Here is a 20,922-nt window from a genome sequence, read left to right on the forward strand (position 1 = left end):
TATTTTATTTTCATCAAGATAATGGTTAATTTTTCTTAAAAATATTTAACTTTTTCAAGTCTCTCATGTATTCCATAAATAATTGAATTTACTACTTCAATCATAAAACCTTTATGAGACTCTGCATAAGTGATAGTCAACCCTATTTATATTTTTGGTATTATATAGTCGCAGACTAGAATGATAGGCAATACTCTCTTAAAAGCATACCCTATAAGGTATATTTTATAGCGTATAAAAGGTCAATGAATGCCTTAGCATATAATAGGAAACTAGCCTCACGCCAAACCACTAGTTTACCCATGGTTCAGTCCCTCATAAAAAAACGGCCATAACGGCCGTTTCTTCCTGAACAAAAAATCTTATCCCATAAAGGGGGTATATCCCCACCAATAAATTGAGATGAATAAGAATAACCACACGACATCTACAAAGTGCCAGTACCAAGCGGCTGCTTCAAATCCAATATGGGCATCGGGGGTAAACTCATTGCGCCAGGCTCGGAGCCAACAAACACCCAAAAAAATTGTTCCAATGATCACATGCAGCCCATGAAAACCCGTTGCTAGATAAAATGTTGTTGGATAAATTCCACCATTTAAGGAAAATGCCGCATGGGAATATTCCATAGCCTGCACACAGGTAAAGACTAACCCTAAAATAACCGTTAATCCTAGGCCTTGAAGTACGCCCTTACGATCCCCCTCTAATAAAGCATGGTGCGCCCATGTAACGGTAGTTCCTGAAGCCAACAACAATAAGGTATTAAAATAAGGAAGATGGAATGGATCCATGGTTTCCACACCCTTGGGGGGCCAAACCCCACCCGTTGCTTCCTTGGGGAATATTGCTGCATCAAAATACGCCCAGAAAAAGGCAACAAAGAACATCACTTCAGAGCAAATAAATAATACCATCCCTGTCCTGAGGCCCGTCTGAATAGTCGTCGTATAAATTCCCTTGGTATTTGATTCACGAATAACATCCCGCCACCATAGACCCGCCGATGCCAGTAACATCAATAACCCGACAATCAGGGTGATCTTTGTGCCACCATGAAAAAAGTGCACAGCCCCCACAGTAACAACAAATGTAGCCAGCGAAGTAACCAAAGGCCACGGGCTTGGATCGACAAGATGAAAAGGATGTTTATGCTCAGGAGTTTCAGACTTATTTTCCATTTAAAAACCCAAAACAGATTAAACCTTGTTTATAGACTATACCTAATTTATATAAAGTTTAAGCTTTTTTTAAGACTGAATCTTAAGATTTGATTAAGGAGCATATTGTCAGTTTTTTATCAATAATTTTGACGTAAGATAAAAGTATAATTAAATAACTTGAAGCAAAAATAAGTTACGAGATAAGATTTAAGAAAAATTACGTAGTAATAAAGCAAAATTTTACCAAAGAGATTTTTAACGCGAAAGGCTGCCTAACCCCCTGCTTTTTGAAACCGCATCTCCCCATTAATTCTATATAGGAGATTAAAGGCTATGTTGTTACGACAAGAAGATCCCAAACCTACCATCCCTTTTTTGATGGGCGCGATTGGTGTTGTTTTTGGAGATATTGGTACCAGTCCCTTATATACGATAAAAGACTGTTTGTCTGAATCCCCTTATGGCCATGATTTCTCGATGATTATGGGGATTTTATCGTTAATATTCTGGTCAATTACCACCGTGGTAAGCCTTAAATATATTTGCTTTGTTTTGCGCGCCGATAACAATGGGGAAGGCGGAATTTTATCCCTGCTCTCTTTAAGTATGCGGGGCGCAAGCGATAAAACCAAAAAATACCTATTTGGCATTGGAATGATCGGCGCTGCTCTTTTTTACGGCGATGCAGTCATTACACCAGCCATTTCAGTCTTAAGCGCCGTCGAAGGATTAACCGTCGTTTCACCCAGCTTTACGAACTATATAGTGCCCGTGGCATCAATAATACTGATTATTCTATTTTTAATCCAACAAAAGGGCACTGAAACAATTGGCAATTTATTCGGCCCAGCCATGACATTATGGTTTTTAGTTATTGGGAGTTTGGGAATCTATCAGATTATCCAAACACCGCAAATTATTGAAGCCCTTAATCCGTGGTATGCTTATCAATTCTTTCACGACCATGGTCCGCATTCTCTGGCTATCCTTGGATCCGTTGTTCTGGCAATCACCGGGGCTGAGGCACTTTATACAGATCTAGGTCATTTTGGCAAATCAGTGATCCGCCGCGCCTGGTTATTTATGGTCTTCCCTTGCTTGCTTCTTAATTATTTTGGTCAGGGCGCTCTTCTTCTTACCCATCCTGAAGCAGCCTCTAATCCATTCTTCTTTCTCGTCCCGGCTTGGGCAACATTACCGTTGGTTATTGTCGCCACGACTGCAACCGTTATTGCGTCCCAAGCCGTGATTTCAGGTATATTTTCCATGACGTGGCAAGCCGTACAGCTTGGGTACTTACCCCGCTTACGCGTCGACCATACATCAAGAAAAACCATCGGCCATGTTTTCGTCCCCACCATGAATTGGTCGTTGCTTTTTATGGCATTGATTCTGGTTATCCTATTTAAATCATCAACAGCATTAGCCTCAGCTTATGGCATGGCTGTCACAGGCATCATGGTTATTACCACTTTCCTCACAAGCTATCTTGCTCTTAATAATTGGGGATGGGGTTGGTGGAAAGTCGTTCCCATTTTCGGAATATTCTTAATTATTGATATAACCTATTTCAGTGTTAATCTGATGAAATTCACAGAGGGTGGCTGGATTCCGCTGGTCATTGGGATATTCTTATGGGCGATTATGACCACTTGGAAAAAAGGAAGGGATATTCTTAATAATCAAATCCATCAATCGGGTAGGACGCTTTTAAATTTCATAAAAAATATTGAACAAGATCCCCCCTTACGTATCCCAGGTAATGCCGTTTATCTGTCATCAACACCGGATAATGAACCCCTCTCTTTGACGATTAATCTTAAGCATAATAAAGTATTACATGAGAAAGTTGTTTTTCTTTCCATTATTACCAAAGATATCCCCCGTGTTTACCATTCCGAAAAAATATTAATAGATGATTTGGGACATGATATTTATCAAGTTATTTATTATGTTGGCTTCACAGAAACACCGAATATTCCTAATCTTTTTGAAAAATGTGATGAGCTTGGTTTACACCTAAGCCTACAAGACACCACGTTTTTCATGAGTCGAGGCATTCCTGTGGCTAGTACCACGCCTCATTTGCCAGCTTGGAGGGAACACCTTTTTATTTGGCTGGCAAAAAATGCTATGAACGCTACAGAATTTTATAAAATCCCCTATAAACGGGTGCTCGAATTAGGAATTAGGCTCAAACTGTAATTAAAAAGGAGGGCTTTACCCTCCTTTATATAACTCAACCTTACCAAGAATAATATTTCATAAACTCTAAGGGGTGTGGGGTCCGCTCATAAGTTAGGACATCTTGCCATTTCAATTCCATATATCCCTGAATGAAATCATTTGTAAAGACATCGCCGTGAAGCAAGAAGTCATGATCAGCCGCCAGAGCTTCTAAAGCTTCCCTCAACGACCCACACATATTAGGCAATGTGGCCGCGATGTCCAATTCTTCAAACAGATTATGATCGGATGGTTCCCCTGGATGAATCTGATGACGAATCCCATCAAGCCCAGCCATCAGCATAACCGCATTTCCTAAATAAGGATTGGCGAGTGGATCGGGGAAACGAATCTCAACGCGTTTCGCTTTTTCTCCCATGGCTGTTGGGATACGGCAAGCAGCAGAACGATTTTGCGCCGAATACGCCAAAATCACGGGGGCTTCATAGCCCGGCACTAACCGTTTATAGCTATTCGTAGTCGGATTAGTAAATGCATTAATAGCTTTAGCATGCTTCAAAATTCCGCCAATATAATAGAGAGCCGTTTCGGATAAACCACTGTAGCCGCCCCCGGCAAATAAAGGCTTATCATCCTTCCATAAGGACTGATGCACATGCATTCCCGATCCATTGTCACCAAAGATCGGCTTGGGCATAAACGTTGCCGTTTTACCATAACTATGAGCAACATTTCTGACCGCGTATTTATAAATTTGGATATTATCACCGGTTTCGACCAATTCCCCGAATTGGAAACCTAGCTCATGTTGAGCGGGAGCCACTTCATGATGATGCTTTTCCATCTTTAAACCCATTTGCTGCATGACCGTAACCATTTCAGCTCGCATGTCATTCAACGAATCTAAGGGTGAGACAGGGAAGTATCCACCCTTTGGTAAAGGACGGTGGCCGTGACTGGATTCATTTATTTCACGGCGATTATTCGATTGAAATTCTTCGGATTCTAATTCATAAAAAGCTGCGGTACTGTCCACGCCATAGCGTACCCCATCAAAAACAAAGAATTCTGCTTCCGGCCCAAAATAAGCATTGGTAGCAAGACCAGAGTCTTTAAGATAAGCTTCTGCTTTTTTACCGATGGATCGAGGGTCCCGCGTATAAGGTTGACCGCCTCGTGGATCATATATATCGCAAACCACAATCATGGTCGTTTGAACTGAGAATGGATCAAGATGGACAGAAGAAAAATCGGGCTTCATGATCATATCTGATTCGTGAATTTGGCGCCATCCACTAATGGATGATCCATCAAAATAGATCCCCTCCTCCAACAATTTCTCATCAACGGCCTCAACAGGAAAACTCATGTGATGCCAAGCTCCCAAAATATCTGTGAAGCGAAAATCAACAAATTTAACTTGCTGTTCCTCTAATTGTTTTAAGAATTTGTTGATCAAATTTTTTCTCCTTAATTTTAAATAAAATCTTTATTTTATGGTTATACATTTCCCTTGTTCTGGTTTCAAGAAAAGTCTCGGTTACTTAATGTTACAACTCTAGCTAACTGCTTTAAAAAATAGGATTAGATTAGAATAAGAAATTCTTCGTAAGGGCAATGAGAAAAAAATTTATGAAAAGACCTTCCTGTCGGTATAATGCATTCTTCTCTGTGCGAACGGGACATCAACAAAAATAAAAGAAGGTTCTATTAAAAAGATAAAACTAACAGCCTTACCTTTCCAGGTGTTGGATAAATTTATACCTATTTTTTCTTCTTCTGATTATTGTGTGCACGATAATTTTAACCAGTTAATATTTATTATTAAAAATATTTAGGAGTTTATTATGAAAAATTTATTTTTGCTTTACCAATTATTTTAAATTCAACCTTTTTTTTATATAATCCAGCCTCCTCCACAGAAAAGTGGACAAAGACTTTTCATACAAATATTGGTCCGGTGGAACATACTCCTGACTATACCCGTCTAGGCCCCATGACCTTCAGAGGGAATGTCTATTTTGAGTGTGAGCACATTGATAGTGTACCATTAAAGGCTCCTATTAAACTCCAAAAAAGCTTCAGCCGCACTGAATTTATAGAGGCGCTAAAACAAGCCGGTATTTATTTGAGCTCTTCAGAAACGGATGAAACTCCAAGAGAACCTATCAAAAATTGGACCGAGACCTTTAATATCCGAATTGGTCTAGTGACGCATACTTCTGATTTTATTCAATTAAATTATTTTCTTCCTACTAAAAAAGGAACGTGGCAGTCTTCCCCTTCTCTCATCCTCACCAATCGAGATTTTCCTGGAATTATAAGAGATAATCCTGTTACCTTGAGTATAAACATGACCCGTACTGATTTTGTAAAAGCACTTACTGATTCTAACCTTTACCCTACTAACTAATCTCTTTCACAATTATACGGATAAAAAAAGCTCCTTGGATAAGGGGCTTTTTTCCTTTGCAGTTTAAGAGCAAAACTGTTATTCTCCTTAAGAAATCCACACACAGGAGTGGTTAAGATGGGAGAGCCATCAAAACCGTCCGGTGCTAACAGCCGTTAGTCACTATCCTGTGGAGGTATAACCGGAAAAGGAGTATTTACCCAATGGCACTGCCAACATTTTCAATGCGTCAGCTTTTAGAAGCTGGTATTCACTATGGTCACCATACACGTCGCTGGAACCCAAAGATGGCTCCATTTTTGTTTGGTGTTCGTAACAACATTCACATTATTGACCTAGAACAAACCGTTAACCTATTACACCGTGCGCTAGAAGCGGTTCGTAACACAGTTGCTGCTGGTGGTCGTGTTTTGTTCGTTGGAACAAAGCCTCAAGCTTCTGCAAAAGTTAAAGAGTCAGCAAGCAAATGCGGTCAATACTATATTAATCACCGCTGGCTCGGTGGCACATTGACCAACTGGAAAACTGTTAACCAATCCATTAAGCGTATGAAGGATCAAGAAGAACGTCTTTCTAACCAGGGTCAAGGCCTGACAAAGAAAGAACAACTTGATTTACAACGTGAATACACAAAGCTAGAGCTTGCTTTGGGTGGTATCCGCGATATGGGTGGTCTGCCTGATCTATTGTTTGTTATCGACACCAATAAAGAAGCGATTGCAATTCAAGAGGCTGCTCGCCTAGGTATTCCGGTTGTTGGTATTTTGGACAGCAACTCTGATCCAGTTGGCGTTACATTTCCTATCCCTGGTAACGATGACGCTCAACGCGCGATTCAAATGTATTGTGATCTTGTTGCTGGTGCCGTTCTTGATGGTTTACAAGCTGAAATGGCAAATGCTGGTATCGATCTCGGTGCCTCAATTGAGCTTCCTGCTGAACTGCTAGCACAAGAAGTTGGCGAAGAGCACGCTGAATAAGATTTTTAATATCTAAATCAGCCTATTTGTACACAATACGGATCAGAGATTAAGTGTAAGTTTTCTTCAAAAAATCAACGGGGATAGCCTCTCATAGAAGATTGATGAAGAAAAAACCAATTAAAGATCCGCGTTCACAAATGTACAAAATGATCTGAGTTAGATATACTAATGCTCAAGATAGGATCTTGAGCATCAATCTTTTCGTTTTGGACAATTTGATCTAATTTAAATCTAACTATATTTCAGGAGATGATTATGGCTGAAATTTCCGCAGCTCTCGTTCGCGAACTCCGCGAAAAGTCCGGCGCCGGTATGATGGACTGTAAAAAGGCACTCACCGAAACCAATGGTAATGTTGAAGAAGCGATTGACTGGCTTCGTAAAAAAGGTCTAGCTGCAGCAGCTAAAAAAGCTGGACGCGTTGCTGCTGAAGGCCTTGTTGGTGTTGCAACCAGCGGTACGAAAGGTGCAATTGTTGAAATTAACGCTGAGACTGATTTCGTTGCGCGTAATGAGCAGTTCCAAAGCATGGTTCGTAACGTTACAGAAATTGCCCTTGCCGATGCTCATACAGATGAGTCCCTTAAGTCAGCAAAATACGATGATGCCCAAACAGTAGATAGTGAAATCACCCGTTTGATCGCCACGATTGGTGAAAACATGAGCCTACGTCGGACTCGCAGCTTGAGCGTTCCTCAAGGCGTTATTAGCTCTTACATTCACAATGCAACAGCCCCAGGTTTGGGTAAGATTGGTGTTTTGGTTGCTTTGGAATCAGCAGCACCAGCAGACAAACTCAATGAATTGGGTAAAAAGATTGCTATGCATATTGCAGCAGCCAATCCAGCCGCATTGACCATCGAAGAGGTTGATCCAACAGCTCTAGAGCGTGAGCGTACAGTCTTGATTGAACAGGCTCGGGCCACAGGGCGCCCGGAAGAAATCATCCAAAAGATGGTTGAAGGCCGTGTTCGCAAGTTCTACGAAGAAGTTGTTTTACTTGAGCAAACATTTGTTCTTGATGGACAAACAAAGGTTGCCGATGTGGTAGAACAAGCTGGTAAAGAATTCGGTGCTCCTATCCAGTTGACCGGTTATGTAAAATACACTCTGGGTGAAGGAATCGAAAAAGAAGAAGCTGACTTCGCAGCCGAGGTTGCAGCTCAGGCTTCTGGCAATCGCTAAATATAGGAAGGACTCAATGACATACAAAAGAGTCCTCCTCAAAATCTCTGGGGAGGCTTTAGCTGAAGTTGATGATGCGGGGCATCCCCAAACTCTCAGCAACCGCATGTTACACAAGATAGCAGCTGATATCCATACAGCAACCCAATTAGGTGTTCAGGTATGTGTTGTTATTGGTGGTGGTAATATTTTCCGTGGTGATAAAGGATCTCAAGTTTTAGGTATTGATCGGTCAACCTGTGATTATATGGGGATGCTCGCGACCGTTATTAATGCTCTTGCCTTACAGAATGCGATCGAACAAAATGGTATGGCCTGTCGCGTCATGACGGCAATCCCAATGAAGGCTATTGGAGAGGATTATGTCCGCCGTCGCGCCGTATCCCATATGGAAAAAGGTCGGGTGGTTATTTTTGCAGCGGGATCCGGTAATCCCTTTTTTACCACCGATACAGCGGCAGCCCTTCGAGCTTTGGAAATGGAATGTGAATTACTATTAAAAGCAACCAAAGTTGACGGTGTTTACAATAAAGATCCGGTCAAGCATAAAGATGCCCAACACTACGCTAAATTAACGTATAGCGATATCCTTAATGATCGCCTTAGTGTGATGGATGCCACAGCTGTTGCCCTCCTGCGCGAGCACAAACTCCCCTTAGCTGTATTTTCAATTTTCGAAGCCAATGGCTTTGCTAATGTTCTTGCAGGCAAAGGCCAACACACCCTAATATCAGAAGTTTAACAAATAAGAGGATTTACCCATGTCTAATCCACGTATTACAGAATCAGCCCGCCGTATGGATGGCACCATTGAGGTTTTAAATAGAGAGCTCTCCGGTCTTCGCACAGGACGCGCCTCTATTAATTTACTTGATAGCGTCAAGGTCGATGCGTACGGTACACCAACCCCTATTAATCAAATTGGAAACATTAACGTACCTGAAGCCAGAATGCTGACTGTCCAAGTTTGGGATAACTCCATGATTAAGAGTACGGAAAAAGCCATTCGTGATGCGGGCCTAGGCTTAAATCCAGCCGTTGATGGGCAATTGATCCGTATTCCCTTGCCACCGCTAAACGAAGAACGCCGTCAAGAATTGACAAAAATCGCAGCCAAGTATGCTGAAGAAGCTCGTATCAGCGTCCGTAACGTGCGTCGCGACGCCATGGAAGCTTTAAAGAAAAGCGAAAAAGATGGCGATATTTCCGAAGACGAACATCGTCGTTTATCGGATGAAGTTCAAAAAGTTACAGATGCTCATATCAAAAAAATTGACGAAGTCTTAGCCTTAAAACAAAAAGACATTCTGCAAGTTTAAGATATTTTCCGAGCAGAGAAGAAGGGATTATCTTCCTTTCCTCTCTGCTAAATTTGATTCCATCACCATTTAAAAGAACCGTATTTTAGACATAAGATTTAAGTGAATTTTAGTCTCAAAATTTTTCTACTTCTCAGAGAGGGGTATACGATTCTCCCCTTTTTATTCTTAGACCCCCTCCACAGCTTCCAGCTGTATGGTTTAGTTATCCTCTGATAGCTAGATTCTTGCTAGTCTTAATGAGATCTTCCAGGCATAAAGCTTTGCAGTCATTCACTGAAACTTACTCCGAGACACTTCAACTAGAAAAAAGGATTTTTATGGAGAGCACTTAAGTGACATATCCGCATGAAAAATTTATCTAAATTTCCCTTAAATCCCCGCCTCATAGAGGGGGTACAGTGAAGGAAATACAAGATTCATAAAATTAGAGAAAAAGCAAAATGACAGTGGATGTGCAAAAGTCTAAATCACCTGACTATATTTATGCTCATCACTTAAAAAATATTGGGGGGATTCCTTTTACACAAAGAGAAATAGACATTCTCGCTGGCATGCTAAGTGGCAAAACAATAAAAACCATTGCTTATTTTTTAACTATTTCTCCTAAAACTGTTGAAACTCATATCCGTAACTTAATGCTAAAACTTAACTGCAATTCGCGGGAAGGCATTATTAATTTTATCGAAAAAACGGGAAAATTTTCCGCTCTAAGGCAGCATTAGGAAAATCTTTTAGCCCAAGCTCGCTTTGAAAAAAAACTCCAGGAAATATTTACTCTCATCCCCAAGGAAGAGGCCATATCTATTTCTCTTTATGCTGAAAAACAAGCGGAATGGACTCCTCTTATTTCTTATATTGAAAAACAATTAAACCTTGCGGGTCTCCCAACGACACGACAAAGCATTGAAAAAAAGCCGACCAAGGTTAGGCTCCTACTTTACTGGCCGCTTCCAAACTGAGTCGTTTTATTATTTATATGGTCACGGGGGGAGGTATTGAAAATTTAAATGATTCTTTTTTTGCCTTGTATAGCGGTGGCCTTATTCTTTTCCCCACCAAACAAACTGACGAAATCTTTTTTACAGGAAGAAAAAATTTTTCTCTTCTTATTTTAGAAGAGCATGAAAACTACCATTATATTATTTTTGAGATCTTAAAAAAGTTATTACCCCAGATTAATCTTGAGCCAATTATTTCTGAGTTTCGGCAATTTCATAATTCCCCTCAAGACCAAAAAACGATCTTATCTTCCCATTCACCACTCCCGCCCCTTAGACCAGAGCGACGGGAAAAAACACTTAAAGCGTTTTTAGGTCCATTAAAGAAAAAGAAAACGTGGGCGGTAGGTGCTGCATTTTTCATCTTAAGTATAGTGGGATTAGTAGTCTCAATTTCATCCCCGTTCAACAATGAACCATTTCTCCATAATGGCAAGATTTTATTAACCCAATCTATTTGTTCTGATCTACCTCTTCCCCATACCGGCATGCTTTTACAGCGGCCTGAATTAATAAATGAAATTAAAGAAGTATTTAAAAGTCCCGAAGAGATTGGGACTGTGGCATTAGTAGGCATTGGGGGAGCTGGAAAAACTACCCTAGCTCGTCAATATGCACTTACTCAACGCCTTCCTGTGATATGGGAGATCAACGCTGAAACAAAGGAAAGTTTGATACACGCATTTGAAAACTTAGCTTACGATTTATCTAAGACAGAGGAAGAAAGATATTAAGCGAATTGCATGAAATAAAAAATTTTCAAGAAAAAGAAGAAAAAATCATTCTTTTTGTTAAAAAAAAGCTGAAAATTCATTTTCCTTGGCTCTTAATCTTTGATAATGTCGAAAACTTTACAGACATTAAACAGTATTTTCCTTCCCATCCAACTATTTGGGGGAAAGGCAATATAATTATTACAACAAGGGATAGCAATATACAAAATAATAGTCATATTACTCATACCCTTCATATAGGTGAGCTAAAATCGACAGAAAAACTTGCTCTTTTTGAGAAGATTATGGTCGCAGAAAATCAGCCTGCTTTTACACCAGAACAAAAAAGGCAAGCAGAAAAACTCTTAAACTATATCCCTTCCTTTCCTCTCGATATCTCTATTGCAACCAATTATTTAAAAGCGACTAACCAACCTTTTGAGGGTTATGTAGACATGCTAATCCACTATGAGGAAGATTTTGCAGAGTCTGAAGAAAGTACTTTAAAAGGCTCTCTTGATTATACCAAAAGCCGTTATAATATTATTACCGCTTCTTTAAAGAAAGTCGCATATAAGCATAAAGATTTTTTGGATCTTATTCTATTTATTAGTTTACTTGATTCACAGGGTATTCCACGACAACTACTTAATAAATACAAACATGAAGCTATCGTGGATAGCTTTATTTATAATTTAAAAAAATATTCCTTAATAATAAATACCCTCCTTCAGAAAAGGGAAAATTTTTCAATTCATCGCAGTACCCAACATTTAAGCTTAGCATATTTTAGCAAGACTCTAGATCTTGAGAGAAATAGGTTCCTTTTAGAAGGCATTATAAGAATTTTCAAAAATGAGATCAATGAAGCAGTAAACAGTGATGGTTTAGTAAAAATAAAGAATTTAATAACTCATTGCAAAGCTTTGATGGGTCATAATCATTTGTTAACAAATAATAGCAAAGCATCACTAAGCTGCAGTCTAGGATGTATTTATTATTGTCTAAGTCAGTATGAAAAAGCACAACAATTTTTAGAAGAAACTCTTTCATTCTTAGATGAATTTTCAATTAAAGATTATCGTTTAAAAGCTAAAACATTCGTGTACTTAGGGATAGTTGTCAAGACAGCAGGAAATCATTCACAAGCTAAAGATTTAATCGAAACTGGACTCGAAATATATAAGAGTCACTCATTAGACGCCCTAAGGATATTTCGTGGGCCCTTTTAAACTTAGGAGATGTTTATAGAAATCTTGGTAATTATGATAAAGCTAAAAATTTACTTGAAGAGAGCCTTACAATTTATAAGAAATATTTTTCACTGGATCATTTAAGAACTGCGCGCACCTTAGGCCAACTCGCTAATCTTTATAGAGAACTGGGGCATTTTGAAAAAGCTGAAGAGCTAGCCAATGAAAGTGTTGCCAGTTATAAAAAAAATTTTTCTGAAGATCATATTGATGTGGGCTGGTCGTTAGCTCTTTTAGGAAAAGTATACACAAACATCGGAAAACATAACGAAGTAAAAGAAGTGCTTGAACAAAGCCTTGCCATCCATAAAAAATTTTATCCTGACACACATATTGAGGTTGCGTGGGCTTCCTTACTTTTGGCAAACGCTTGTAAAGAACTAGGACAATACGAAAAATTAAAGGCTTTACTTCAGCACTGTCTTGAGCTTCACACACAACATTTTGGAAAAGATCATTCCCAAACAGCCGAGGTTTTAATGAGTTTTGGAGAGGTTTATGGACGAGAGAATAATATAGAGACTGCCCATACCTACTTTCAAGAAGCCTTAAAAATCTATCAAAAGCACCACCATTTTGATCATTATAAAGTTTTAGAAAACTTAGCAGAATTATGCTTAAGAAGATCTAACTTACTGGATAACAAACTAGGTATGGCTGAGAGTCAGAATCTTAAGAAGCAAGCCTTACATTACTTTAATCAAGCTCTGGAAATTATAGAAAAGAACTTGGCAGCAGACTCCTTTCATAACATAAGACTTCAGAATAAGATTAAAAATCTAATGAAAGATGAAGAAGACCTTACAAGGTCATAGCCCCCCCCCTGCGCTAAATCAAAAAAAGAGGGATTATTTCCCCCTCTTTTTTGCAATTAAACCTTAAGGAACTACAGCTGGCTTTCAACAAAATCCCAATTAACTAGGTACTTTAAGAATGTATCCACATAATCTGGACGACGATTCTGGAAATCAAGATAATAGGCATGTTCCCACACATCACACGTCAAGAGTGCCGTCATTCCATGCGCCATGGGCAGATCAGCATTCCCTGTCTTCAACAGCTTTAAGTCGCCATTCCCATCCTTAACCAACCAGGCCCAACCACTACCGAATTGAGTAACAGCAGCATCCTTAAATTCTGCTAAAAATTTATCCCAGCCGCCAAAGGCCTTTTCGATTTTTTCTTTAAAATTAGCCGATGGTTCACCACCACCATTTGATTTCATACAGTTCCAATAAAAGGTGTGATTCCAAACTTGAGCCGCATTATTAAAAATCCCAACCATATTGCTTTTTCCAGCCGAACTCATAATAACTTCTTCTAAACTAGAATTTTCCAAGGGATGACCTTCTAAAAGTTTATTCAGATTTGTCACATAGGCTTGGTGATGCTTGCCATAGTGGAAAGAAAGAGTATTGGCTGTAATATGGGGCTCGAGAGCATTCATATCATAAGGTAACGGTGGTAATTGATGTGTCATATGTTCCTCCTTAAATAGTGTTTAAATAATTTATCACCCTAAAATCATTTTGGTTGCAGCCACCACGGCTGCTGTTTCAGCCCGCAGAATATTCTTCCCCAAGCTTATAAACTGAACAAAAGGATAACGGCATAGAAGTTCTATCTCTTTGGGAGAGATCCCTCCCTCGGGCCCAATTAGACTCGCTTTCAGGAAAACTGACTCGCCAGTGGAAGACGATCCCTTGCCCGCGACCTTTGTCTTATCCTCGCTGCTGCCTAAAATATGTTTTTGATGATTACTTTCTCGCCACCGTTCAGCGCAACTATAAAGTATAGCTCCCTGTGGCCAATCGTCCAAAGTCTCTTTTAAAGAACGCAAATCCCTGACTTCTGGAACAGATAAACGTTCACATTGCTGTGACGCTTCAACAGCAATCCGTTGTAATTTTTCTCGATTGATCTTATGGATGTTACCTCGTTCCATTAAGACCGGCTGAAATATGGTCACGCCAATTTCAGTACATTTCTCGATTAAGTAATGCAGGGGGTCATTTTTAATAGGACAAAATATAAGCGTCACCGGCGTTTCAACCTCTGGCTCCCGTAAGCAGTGCCGTAGCAAGACCTCCCCCCGAGATTTCGTTAGGCTTGTAATTTCACCCTGCCACTCCCCTTCTCGGCCATTAAATAAATTGACCTGAGCGCCGACTTCTTGCCGTAAGACATTGCGTAAGTAATGAATATGGTCGTTCTGCAGAACAACCATTCGATTAAGAGATAAGCTTTCAGGATAATACAATCGCGTCATTAAGTGCTCCGCCTTGCCTGAAATGCAGTAAAGAGCGTCCCTTCATCTAAGTAATCGAGTTCGCCGCCAATAGGAACGCCGTGTGCCAAAGTGGTAACACTCAGATTAAAGGGACGGAGTTGCTCAATTAAGTAATGGATTGTTGTTTGTCCATCGACAGTGGCATTCAAGGCTAAAATTACTTCTGTTATCTGGCTTTCTGCTATACGATCGAGCAAGCTTTGAATATTCAGTTGCTGGGGCCCTATTCCATCGATGGCCGATAAAACCCCACCCAAAACATGGTAGCCACCCCGGTAAGTATTAGCACGCTCTAAGGCCCATAGATCGGCGACATCTTCAACGACACAGATTTGATGCGGGTCACGTTTTGGATCAACGCATAAGGTACAGGGATCGCTGGCATCCAACGCATGACATATATGGCATGTCTTAACCTTTTGTTCTGCGTCCAGCATAACCTGAATAAGAGGACGAAAAATTTTTTCACGCCTTTTTAAGAGATGCAAGGCTACACGGCGACCCGACCGAGGCCCTAAGCCCGGCAGCTTACTCAAATGCTGAATTAAGAGCTGAATTTCAGGACTATTCATGACACCTCCTTCTTACCTTTATTACGATTTAGAAGAACGGCTTTTCAAAATATCGAGAACTGTAAATGGATTAGTTTTACCGTAATCCTTTGGAAGGTCTACCTCTTCAACGGTCACATCTGCCCGGGGATAGGGATTGAGTTCAAGAGATAAGTACTGAGATGTAATTTCACCAAAATCGACTTCATTATTTTGAAAAAATTCAAGATCATATTCCTTTTCGGCTTCGGCGTGCCAATCCAAATCATCATGGAATCGATCTTCATCACCTTCAACCAAATTAAGTTTATATTCAAACTGCAATTGATCGGGCACCTCTTGTAAAGTGACAATGCAGGCTTGCACAACCTCTGCCACCACATAAGCATGAACTTCGTATTCCCCCCGCTTACGGGCCTTTGTAATATCAAAAGATACTTGGAAGGTCTTAATAGATATCAAATTAAACCTTTTGGATAGCTGCTCTAACTCTTCGGGCGTGGCCTTAATTTCATATTTATAGGCAAGTTGACCAATTTTATCCAGATTAAAAACTCGGCTAAACTCAGGTGTCATTTACTTTTCCCCCTTGAAATTTAGATTATTAACATCGGGTTGTTGACGCAGAACATCCAGTAAATTAGTCATCCGCACAGCCATTTGTTTGCCCGGTTGAAGGTAAGTTTGATCATCGCCATAAACGTTCTTAAGAATGGCAGCATCCAATGCCCCTTCATCCAGCCCCTTATCATAGGCAACTAAACGACCATAAAAACCTTCAATAAACCGCTTAAAATTTTTATCAATTTTAGATTCAGACAACCGCGCATTTCGCAAACTGTGGTCCATATCTGCCACGAATAAATCACATATTTCTTGGCTAATGTCTCCGGAGAGGGGCGATGTGTCTTCTTTCAAACGGCGCAACATCAAAAATAAATGAAGAGCTAAAACCTCAAATCTTCCCAAAACTTTGTCTTGTATAGAAAAATCTGTATAATAGTCAGGGTGCCGAGCCATGCTAACACACTGGTCGTACAAAGATACCGCAACTAAATTATTGTTTCTCTTCCTTGATTTACCGAACATTGCCACTCACACTTACCACACAATCCTTGACATTTAGCCAATCCCGTGCAAAATCATTAACAGAATCTGAATGCTCTATTTGAGAATATTATACGATGAATTACACCCTTATTCCTACAGTTATTTTGTCAGGATTGTTGGCCAGCTGCTCTCCAACCGTGGATAACCGCGGTTACGAAGTGGACAGCCGCGATTTTACAAGAATAATTCCTGGTCAAACCACGAAACAAACAGTCGAAGAAACCTTTGGCAGCCCATCTACTATCAGCGCTTTTAAACCAGAAACATGGTTTTATATTTCCAAACAAACAGAAACCAAAGCATTTCTTACACCCACAACGACAGAACTCTTGACTTATGAAGTTTCTTTTAATGATGCAGGAATTGTATCCAAAATTATTGAACGCAAAGGCGAACATGCTCGAGAAATCAAACCTGTCGGCCGTGAAACACCGTCTGCAGGCCACCAAACAGGTCTCTTAAGAGAAGTCTTTAGTAACTTTGGTAAACTTTCTACAAAAGGTGGATCAAGAACAGGGGCACCATAAGCCCCTTTTCTTTTAACCTGTAGGGTTATACTTGCATAATTTCCATTGATTAAGTAATTAAGGAACAGAGATAAATTTCTGTTTCTTCGGGGAATAAAAATCCGCCATTTCATGAAGCAAGTAAATTACCATGCAACAAGACTATAAAAAAGAACGCTAATTCAGGAAAAATTCCCCCCCTTGTGAGGTAGTGTCCATCATAAATTAAGAGCTAATAATTTCTAGCGCAGGATTATTAGTTGTTAACAAGCTAACACCTCTAGTATTTGTATTCCGTATATATAGATTTCTGAGATTAGACAGATGAACTAACTCACTCGCCTCTCCAATTGTATTATTACTTAAATTTAAATATTTTATTACATCTTGATGCTGGATATGCTTTAAAAGTATTATAAAGCTATTTAAGTCTCTCCCGGTCAACTTAGTCAGTTTAAGGAACCCCCCCCCCCTTTAAAAATAGCTTCCAGTTTGTATCAGCAGGTGATTATAAATAGGTTACTTCAGAACTACGCACAAGGTACTCATTTCCGTCATCATCGCAGATGACCACCGCCCCATCAAGGCTTAAGGTCAGAAATCTTCCATATACCTCAAACCCATTTTCCGCGCGGGCAGAAACAGGCTTACCCAAGCCATAGGAAACAAGCAACCATTCATTGCGTAATTTTTCAAAACTGTCGTTAACCCAAATGTCGTAGCATTGATCGAATTCAGCCATAATCTCTTGGGCTAGCTGGGTTTTACCGGGTAAGTCGTTGAAAAACTCCCGCAGACAACAGGCCGGAAACATAACCATTTCTGGTGCTGACAATATATTAATGCCTATCCCAATAATACATGTTGCATGGGATTGATCTGGGAATTGCTCGGTTTCAACGAGAATCCCCCCCAACTTCATTTTATTAACCAGAATATCATTCGGCCACTTCAAAGCAATTTGGGCCGATTCTGGCATAATTTTTTTTATGACTCGGTAGACAGCAATCCCGACAACTAAGGAAATCTGTCCTAACACCACAGGATTGACAGGTGGTGTCTTTGAAAAAGACATATATAAGTTTCCGGGCGGGGAGTACCAGCGGCGGCCCCGTCGCCCTCTTCCGCGTGTTTGCGAATCCGTTAGAACTAATACGTCCTGGCTGTAATCTGTCGCCAGAAGTTTTTTGACTTCATCATTTGTACTGTCAGTTTGTTCAAAATTAAATAATTTATATGTCATTATTTTACAAACAGCGATGCTGCAGCCTCGGAAGCAAAAGGTATAAACAAGGTCGGCTTAATGAAAAACAAACTTAGTGTTCCCGTGATCAATATAATCACTATAGTTACAGTGATATCTCTTTTATAGGTTTCTACCTTCTGCCATTTATCGTGATCAATAGGATCCATCATGATAACCTTAATAATCCACAAATAGTATGCCGCTGAGACCACCGATGTCAAAACACCAACCACCGCCAGAGTAATTTGACCAGCTTTAATGGCTTCGTTAAAGATATACAACTTACCTAAAAATCCAGCCAACGGTGGTATACCCGCCATGGAAAACAGAATAAAGGCAAGAACAAAAGCTGTGCCCGGATAAATCCGATTGATGCCAGCTAGATCATTAATCTCTTCACAAGGTAATCCCCGACGGTGCAGATTCCCTAAACAGGCGAAGAAACAAATGGTCGCCAATACATATAAGAATACATAAATAACAGTTGCCTGAACGCCACTTTGCCCGCCTGAAACCATTCCAATCAAAGAATAACCAGCGTTACCAATTGTACTGTAAGCAATCAGTCTCTTGATATTCTTTTGATTTAAGGCAGCAAAGCTCCCGAGCGTCATGGATGCCATGGCAAGAACAGCGATAATGGCGTTCCAGTTAGCCAGCCCTTCGACAAATGGATTCATGAGCAATCGGATCACCATTCCAAACGCTGCAATTTTTGGCACTGTCGCCAAAAATGCCGTAATGCTTGTCGGCGTCCCCTCATAAACATCCGGCGTCCACATATGAAAGGGTACCGCTGAAATTTTAAAGATAACGCCAGCCAAAATAAAAGCAAAAGCCACATACATTGGCAGAGTAAAACCTTGCTGACTCGCAATAAGTTTAGCTGTATCACTATAAAGAAGACTACCTGTTAGACCATAAAGTAGTGAAATTCCATACAGGAGCAACCCTGTTGACAGAGCCCCCAAAATAAAATACTTGATCCCCGCTTCAGACGAGCGGCCATCATCACGCTTTAAAGCAGTGATAATATAAAGAGATAAACTTTGTAACTCTAGTCCCATAAATAAACTGAGATACCCAGTTGAGGACACCATCAGCATCATTCCAACAACTGATAGCAAAATTAGAACGGGATATTCTGCCTGATAAATATGATCCGAATATAAAGCTTTCCGTGTACTCATAATGACAAGAACAGCTGCAATCAAAATACCAATCTTAAGGTACTGGCCAAACACATCATTGGTTAATTGCCCAGAAAATAAAGAAACTGTTACTGGCGAGGAAGGCAACACTAATCCCACGCCAAATAAGAGCAATATTGCAGCCACATTCATAGAACTCATCACAGAGGATTGTTTACGAAATACGCCATAAAGCAGCAATCCCATTCCCCCAATACTAAGGGAGAGCTCTGGAAGAAGATAAACCAAGCTTGATGCAATCATGATTCCCTCACTTGTGATACTGAGTCAGCCGATGCTAACTGCCCTACTTTTTGCGCTTGCGCCAGCTTTCTCGTATATTGCGCTATGAGATTATCAACGGATGGATTAATAATATCCGTAAAGGTTTTCGGATAAATTCCCATCCACAAAACAGCAATTCCTAGAACAGCAAACGAAAAACTCTCTCGCCAATTTAGATCTTTTAAAGATTGCAAGTCTGCATGCTCTAGCTTACCAAAAACGACGCGGCGGTAAAGCCACAAAGCATAGGCTGCGCCTAAAATCATCCCTGTTGCAGCGAGTGTCGCAAAAACAGTACTGACCTTAAAACTACCTAGGATGACAAGAAATTCCCCTACAAACCCACTTGTCCCCGGTAGTCCAACAGATGCCATTGTAAATAACATAAAAAACGCCGCATAAACTGGCATGATGGCAACTAAACCACCATAACGCGATATCTCTCGCGTATGCAGTCGATCATAAACGACACCCACGCAAAGGAATAAAGCCGCAGAAATTAAACCGTGACTCAACATTTGGATCATTGCGCCCGTTACAGCCTGAGGGGTCATTGCAAAAATCCCCAGAGTAACGAACCCCATATGAGCCACCGATGAATAGGCAATAAGCTTTTTCATGTCTTTTTGGACTAAGGCAACCAAGGATGCATAAACCACAGCAATAACACTAAGGCTCATAACATAGGGAGCAAAAGTTAAATTTGCTTCCGGGAACAACGGTACGGAAAAACGCAAAAAACCATATCCCCCCATTTTCAACAAAACACCAGCCAAAATAACAGATCCCGCTGTGGGAGCCTCAACGTGAGCATCCGGTAACCACGTATGAACGGGCCACATGGGCACCTTGACAGCAAAGGAAGCAAAGAAGGCTAACCACAACCAATGTTGTAAATTTGCTGAGAATGTATGGTTATGCACGGCCGTTAAATCAGTGGTCCCTACTTGCACGTAGATAGCGATAATCGCCAGCAACATAAAAACTGATCCTAAAAACGTATACAGAAAGAATTTAAAGCAAGAATAAATACGGCGCTCACCCCCCCAAATTCCGATAATAAGGAACATAGGAATTAGGACTCCTTCAAAGAACACATAGAACAGGATAAGATCTAAGGCACAGAACATGCCGATCATTAACGTCTCAAGCAAAAGAAACGCCAACATATATTCCCGAACCCGTTTTTGAATCGACTCCCAACTTGCAAGAATACACAAAGGCATTAAAAATGTTGATAGTAAGATAAACAGAATAGAAAAACCATCAACCCCCATATGATAAGAAATATTAAATTCCTTGACCCATGTGTGGTGTTCAACAAATTGATCGCCTGGTTTTAGAGGATCAAAACCAATGTATATGAGCAAACTTAACACAAAGGTTAAAACGCTTGACCAGAGAGCAACATAGCGCGAATTCCGCGCGATCGTTGCTTCATCTCCTTTGATAAGCAAAATAAACAATGCTCCAAATAATGGAAAAAAGGTCGTCAGTGATAAAATAGGTAGTTCTTCCAACATCAGA

General features: G+C 40.3%; 21 protein-coding genes and 1 pseudogene. 12 read left to right on the forward strand and 10 right to left on the reverse strand.

What is annotated here, in order from left to right:
- Positions 1-362: 362 nt before the first annotated feature.
- Positions 363-1,181, reverse strand: coding sequence for a cytochrome c oxidase subunit 3 (locus tag ID47_RS05930; protein WP_038464839.1), 819 nt, complete (start codon positions 1,179-1,181; stop codon positions 363-365).
- Between the two features lie 315 nt (positions 1,182-1,496).
- Between ID47_RS05930 and ID47_RS05935 the strand changes: the two genes are divergently transcribed.
- Positions 1,497-3,368, forward strand: coding sequence for a potassium transporter Kup (locus ID47_RS05935; RefSeq protein ID WP_038464841.1), 1,872 nt, complete (start codon positions 1,497-1,499; stop codon positions 3,366-3,368).
- Positions 3,369-3,408: 40 nt separating this feature from the next.
- Here ID47_RS05935 and glnA read toward each other — a convergent pair whose 3' ends face one another.
- Positions 3,409-4,809 (reverse strand): type I glutamate--ammonia ligase, encoded by a 1,401-nt coding sequence (gene glnA, locus ID47_RS05940; RefSeq protein WP_038464843.1) that lies wholly within the window; start codon positions 4,807-4,809, stop codon positions 3,409-3,411.
- Positions 4,810-5,310: 501 nt separating this feature from the next.
- Between glnA and ID47_RS05945 the strand changes: the two genes are divergently transcribed.
- The 10 genes and pseudogenes from ID47_RS05945 (at position 5,311) to ID47_RS13230 (ending at position 13,032) form a co-directional block, all read left to right on the forward strand.
- Positions 5,311-5,763: a hypothetical protein gene (locus ID47_RS05945; protein ID WP_038464845.1), complete on the forward strand. Its 453-nt coding sequence runs from the start codon at positions 5,311-5,313 to the stop codon at positions 5,761-5,763.
- 203 nt (positions 5,764-5,966) lie between these two features.
- Complete coding sequence (gene rpsB / locus ID47_RS05950; RefSeq protein ID WP_038464848.1) at positions 5,967-6,743, forward strand: 30S ribosomal protein S2; 777 nt, start codon at positions 5,967-5,969, stop codon at positions 6,741-6,743.
- A 258-nt stretch (positions 6,744-7,001) separates the two neighbouring features.
- Positions 7,002-7,931 carry a translation elongation factor Ts gene (tsf, locus tag ID47_RS05955; RefSeq protein WP_038464850.1) on the forward strand — a complete coding sequence of 310 codons (930 nt, stop codon included), beginning with the start codon at positions 7,002-7,004 and terminating at the stop codon, positions 7,929-7,931.
- A 16-nt stretch (positions 7,932-7,947) separates the two neighbouring features.
- Positions 7,948-8,673 carry a UMP kinase gene (pyrH, locus tag ID47_RS05960; protein WP_038464852.1) on the forward strand — a complete coding sequence of 242 codons (726 nt, stop codon included), beginning with the start codon at positions 7,948-7,950 and terminating at the stop codon, positions 8,671-8,673.
- A gap of 19 nt (positions 8,674-8,692) precedes the next feature.
- Positions 8,693-9,250: a ribosome recycling factor gene (gene frr, locus ID47_RS05965; protein ID WP_038464854.1), complete on the forward strand. Its 558-nt coding sequence runs from the start codon at positions 8,693-8,695 to the stop codon at positions 9,248-9,250.
- Between the two features lie 443 nt (positions 9,251-9,693).
- The gene (locus ID47_RS05970) at positions 9,694-9,975 is read left to right on the forward strand and encodes a response regulator transcription factor (RefSeq protein WP_038464856.1); all 282 of its coding nucleotides are present in this window, start codon (positions 9,694-9,696) and stop codon (positions 9,973-9,975) included.
- A 302-nt stretch (positions 9,976-10,277) separates the two neighbouring features.
- A complete protein-coding gene (locus ID47_RS05975; RefSeq protein ID WP_232223209.1) occupies positions 10,278-10,985 on the forward strand; it encodes a hypothetical protein in 708 nt (235 codons plus the stop codon).
- A 5-nt stretch (positions 10,986-10,990) separates the two neighbouring features.
- Positions 10,991-12,196: a tetratricopeptide repeat protein gene (locus ID47_RS05980; protein ID WP_038464860.1), complete on the forward strand. Its 1,206-nt coding sequence runs from the start codon at positions 10,991-10,993 to the stop codon at positions 12,194-12,196.
- Positions 12,178-12,417: pseudogene (locus ID47_RS13900) on the forward strand (tetratricopeptide repeat protein); the annotation flags it as partial. The gene ID47_RS05980 and the pseudogene ID47_RS13900, both read left to right, overlap by 19 nt.
- A gap of 12 nt (positions 12,418-12,429) precedes the next feature.
- Positions 12,430-13,032, forward strand: a complete 603-nt coding sequence (locus ID47_RS13230; RefSeq protein WP_038464862.1) for a tetratricopeptide repeat protein — start codon at positions 12,430-12,432, stop codon at positions 13,030-13,032.
- A gap of 71 nt (positions 13,033-13,103) precedes the next feature.
- Here the strand turns inward: ID47_RS13230 and ID47_RS05990 are convergent, their stop codons facing one another.
- Genes ID47_RS05990 through ID47_RS06010 form a run of 5 tightly spaced genes read right to left on the reverse strand, consistent with a single transcriptional unit; the run spans position 13,104 to position 16,078 of the window.
- Positions 13,104-13,697 (reverse strand): superoxide dismutase, encoded by a 594-nt coding sequence (locus tag ID47_RS05990; protein WP_038464864.1) that lies wholly within the window; start codon positions 13,695-13,697, stop codon positions 13,104-13,106.
- 33 nt (positions 13,698-13,730) lie between these two features.
- Positions 13,731-14,486, reverse strand: coding sequence for an RsmE family RNA methyltransferase (locus ID47_RS05995; RefSeq protein WP_051908681.1), 756 nt, complete (start codon positions 14,484-14,486; stop codon positions 13,731-13,733).
- On the reverse strand, positions 14,486-15,079 hold the full coding sequence (gene recR / locus ID47_RS06000; RefSeq protein WP_038464866.1) for a recombination mediator RecR: 594 nt from the start codon (positions 15,077-15,079) through the stop codon (positions 14,486-14,488). Before recR ends, ID47_RS05995 begins: the two co-directional genes overlap by 1 nt.
- Positions 15,080-15,100: 21 nt before the next feature.
- Complete coding sequence (locus tag ID47_RS06005; protein WP_038464868.1) at positions 15,101-15,634, reverse strand: YceD family protein; 534 nt, start codon at positions 15,632-15,634, stop codon at positions 15,101-15,103.
- Positions 15,635-16,078: a ubiquinol-cytochrome C chaperone family protein gene (locus tag ID47_RS06010; protein WP_198022247.1), complete on the reverse strand. Its 444-nt coding sequence runs from the start codon at positions 16,076-16,078 to the stop codon at positions 15,635-15,637.
- Positions 16,079-16,242: 164 nt separating this feature from the next.
- On the opposite strand from ID47_RS06010, the gene ID47_RS06015 reads away from it, so the two are divergent.
- Positions 16,243-16,695 carry an outer membrane protein assembly factor BamE gene (locus tag ID47_RS06015; RefSeq protein WP_038464870.1) on the forward strand — a complete coding sequence of 151 codons (453 nt, stop codon included), beginning with the start codon at positions 16,243-16,245 and terminating at the stop codon, positions 16,693-16,695.
- Positions 16,696-17,182: 487 nt separating this feature from the next.
- Here ID47_RS06015 and ID47_RS06020 read toward each other — a convergent pair whose 3' ends face one another.
- The 3 genes from ID47_RS06020 to ID47_RS06030 are packed head-to-tail and all read right to left on the reverse strand — an operon-like array spanning position 17,183 to position 20,918.
- On the reverse strand, positions 17,183-17,917 hold the full coding sequence (locus ID47_RS06020; protein WP_038464872.1) for a biotin--[acetyl-CoA-carboxylase] ligase: 735 nt from the start codon (positions 17,915-17,917) through the stop codon (positions 17,183-17,185).
- Positions 17,917-19,374 carry an NADH-quinone oxidoreductase subunit N gene (locus ID47_RS06025; protein WP_038464874.1) on the reverse strand — a complete coding sequence of 486 codons (1,458 nt, stop codon included), beginning with the start codon at positions 19,372-19,374 and terminating at the stop codon, positions 17,917-17,919. The genes ID47_RS06020 and ID47_RS06025 overlap by 1 nt, the downstream gene beginning before the upstream one ends.
- Positions 19,371-20,918 carry an NADH-quinone oxidoreductase subunit M gene (locus ID47_RS06030; RefSeq protein ID WP_084676036.1) on the reverse strand — a complete coding sequence of 516 codons (1,548 nt, stop codon included), beginning with the start codon at positions 20,916-20,918 and terminating at the stop codon, positions 19,371-19,373. The genes ID47_RS06025 and ID47_RS06030 overlap by 4 nt, the downstream gene beginning before the upstream one ends.
- Positions 20,919-20,922 lie beyond the last annotated feature (4 nt).

The organism is Candidatus Paracaedibacter acanthamoebae (genome assembly GCF_000742835.1).
Classification (GTDB): domain Bacteria; phylum Pseudomonadota; class Alphaproteobacteria; order Paracaedibacterales; family Paracaedibacteraceae; genus Paracaedibacter; species Paracaedibacter acanthamoebae.

Coding starts and splice junctions, on each gene's coding strand:
- ID47_RS05930 (WP_038464839.1), bottom strand. CDS start 1,181: ATGGAAAATAAGTCTGAAACTCCTGAGCATAAACATCCTTTTCATCTT.
- ID47_RS05935 (WP_038464841.1), top strand. CDS start 1,497: ATGTTGTTACGACAAGAAGATCCCAAACCTACCATCCCTTTTTTGATG.
- rpsB (WP_038464848.1), top strand. CDS start 5,967: ATGGCACTGCCAACATTTTCAATGCGTCAGCTTTTAGAAGCTGGTATT.
- tsf (WP_038464850.1), top strand. CDS start 7,002: ATGGCTGAAATTTCCGCAGCTCTCGTTCGCGAACTCCGCGAAAAGTCC.
- pyrH (WP_038464852.1), top strand. CDS start 7,948: ATGACATACAAAAGAGTCCTCCTCAAAATCTCTGGGGAGGCTTTAGCT.
- frr (WP_038464854.1), top strand. CDS start 8,693: ATGTCTAATCCACGTATTACAGAATCAGCCCGCCGTATGGATGGCACC.
- ID47_RS05970 (WP_038464856.1), top strand. CDS start 9,694: ATGACAGTGGATGTGCAAAAGTCTAAATCACCTGACTATATTTATGCT.
- ID47_RS05990 (WP_038464864.1), bottom strand. CDS start 13,697: ATGACACATCAATTACCACCGTTACCTTATGATATGAATGCTCTCGAG.
- ID47_RS05995 (WP_051908681.1), bottom strand. CDS start 14,486: ATGACGCGATTGTATTATCCTGAAAGCTTATCTCTTAATCGAATGGTT.
- recR (WP_038464866.1), bottom strand. CDS start 15,079: ATGAATAGTCCTGAAATTCAGCTCTTAATTCAGCATTTGAGTAAGCTG.
- ID47_RS06005 (WP_038464868.1), bottom strand. CDS start 15,634: ATGACACCTGAGTTTAGCCGAGTTTTTAATCTGGATAAAATTGGTCAA.
- ID47_RS06010 (WP_198022247.1), bottom strand. CDS start 16,078: ATGGCTCGGCACCCTGACTATTATACAGATTTTTCTATACAAGACAAA.
- ID47_RS06015 (WP_038464870.1), top strand. CDS start 16,243: ATGAATTACACCCTTATTCCTACAGTTATTTTGTCAGGATTGTTGGCC.
- ID47_RS06020 (WP_038464872.1), bottom strand. CDS start 17,917: ATGACATATAAATTATTTAATTTTGAACAAACTGACAGTACAAATGAT.
- ID47_RS06025 (WP_038464874.1), bottom strand. CDS start 19,374: ATGATTGCATCAAGCTTGGTTTATCTTCTTCCAGAGCTCTCCCTTAGT.
- ID47_RS06030 (WP_084676036.1), bottom strand. CDS start 20,918: ATGTTGGAAGAACTACCTATTTTATCACTGACGACCTTTTTTCCATTA.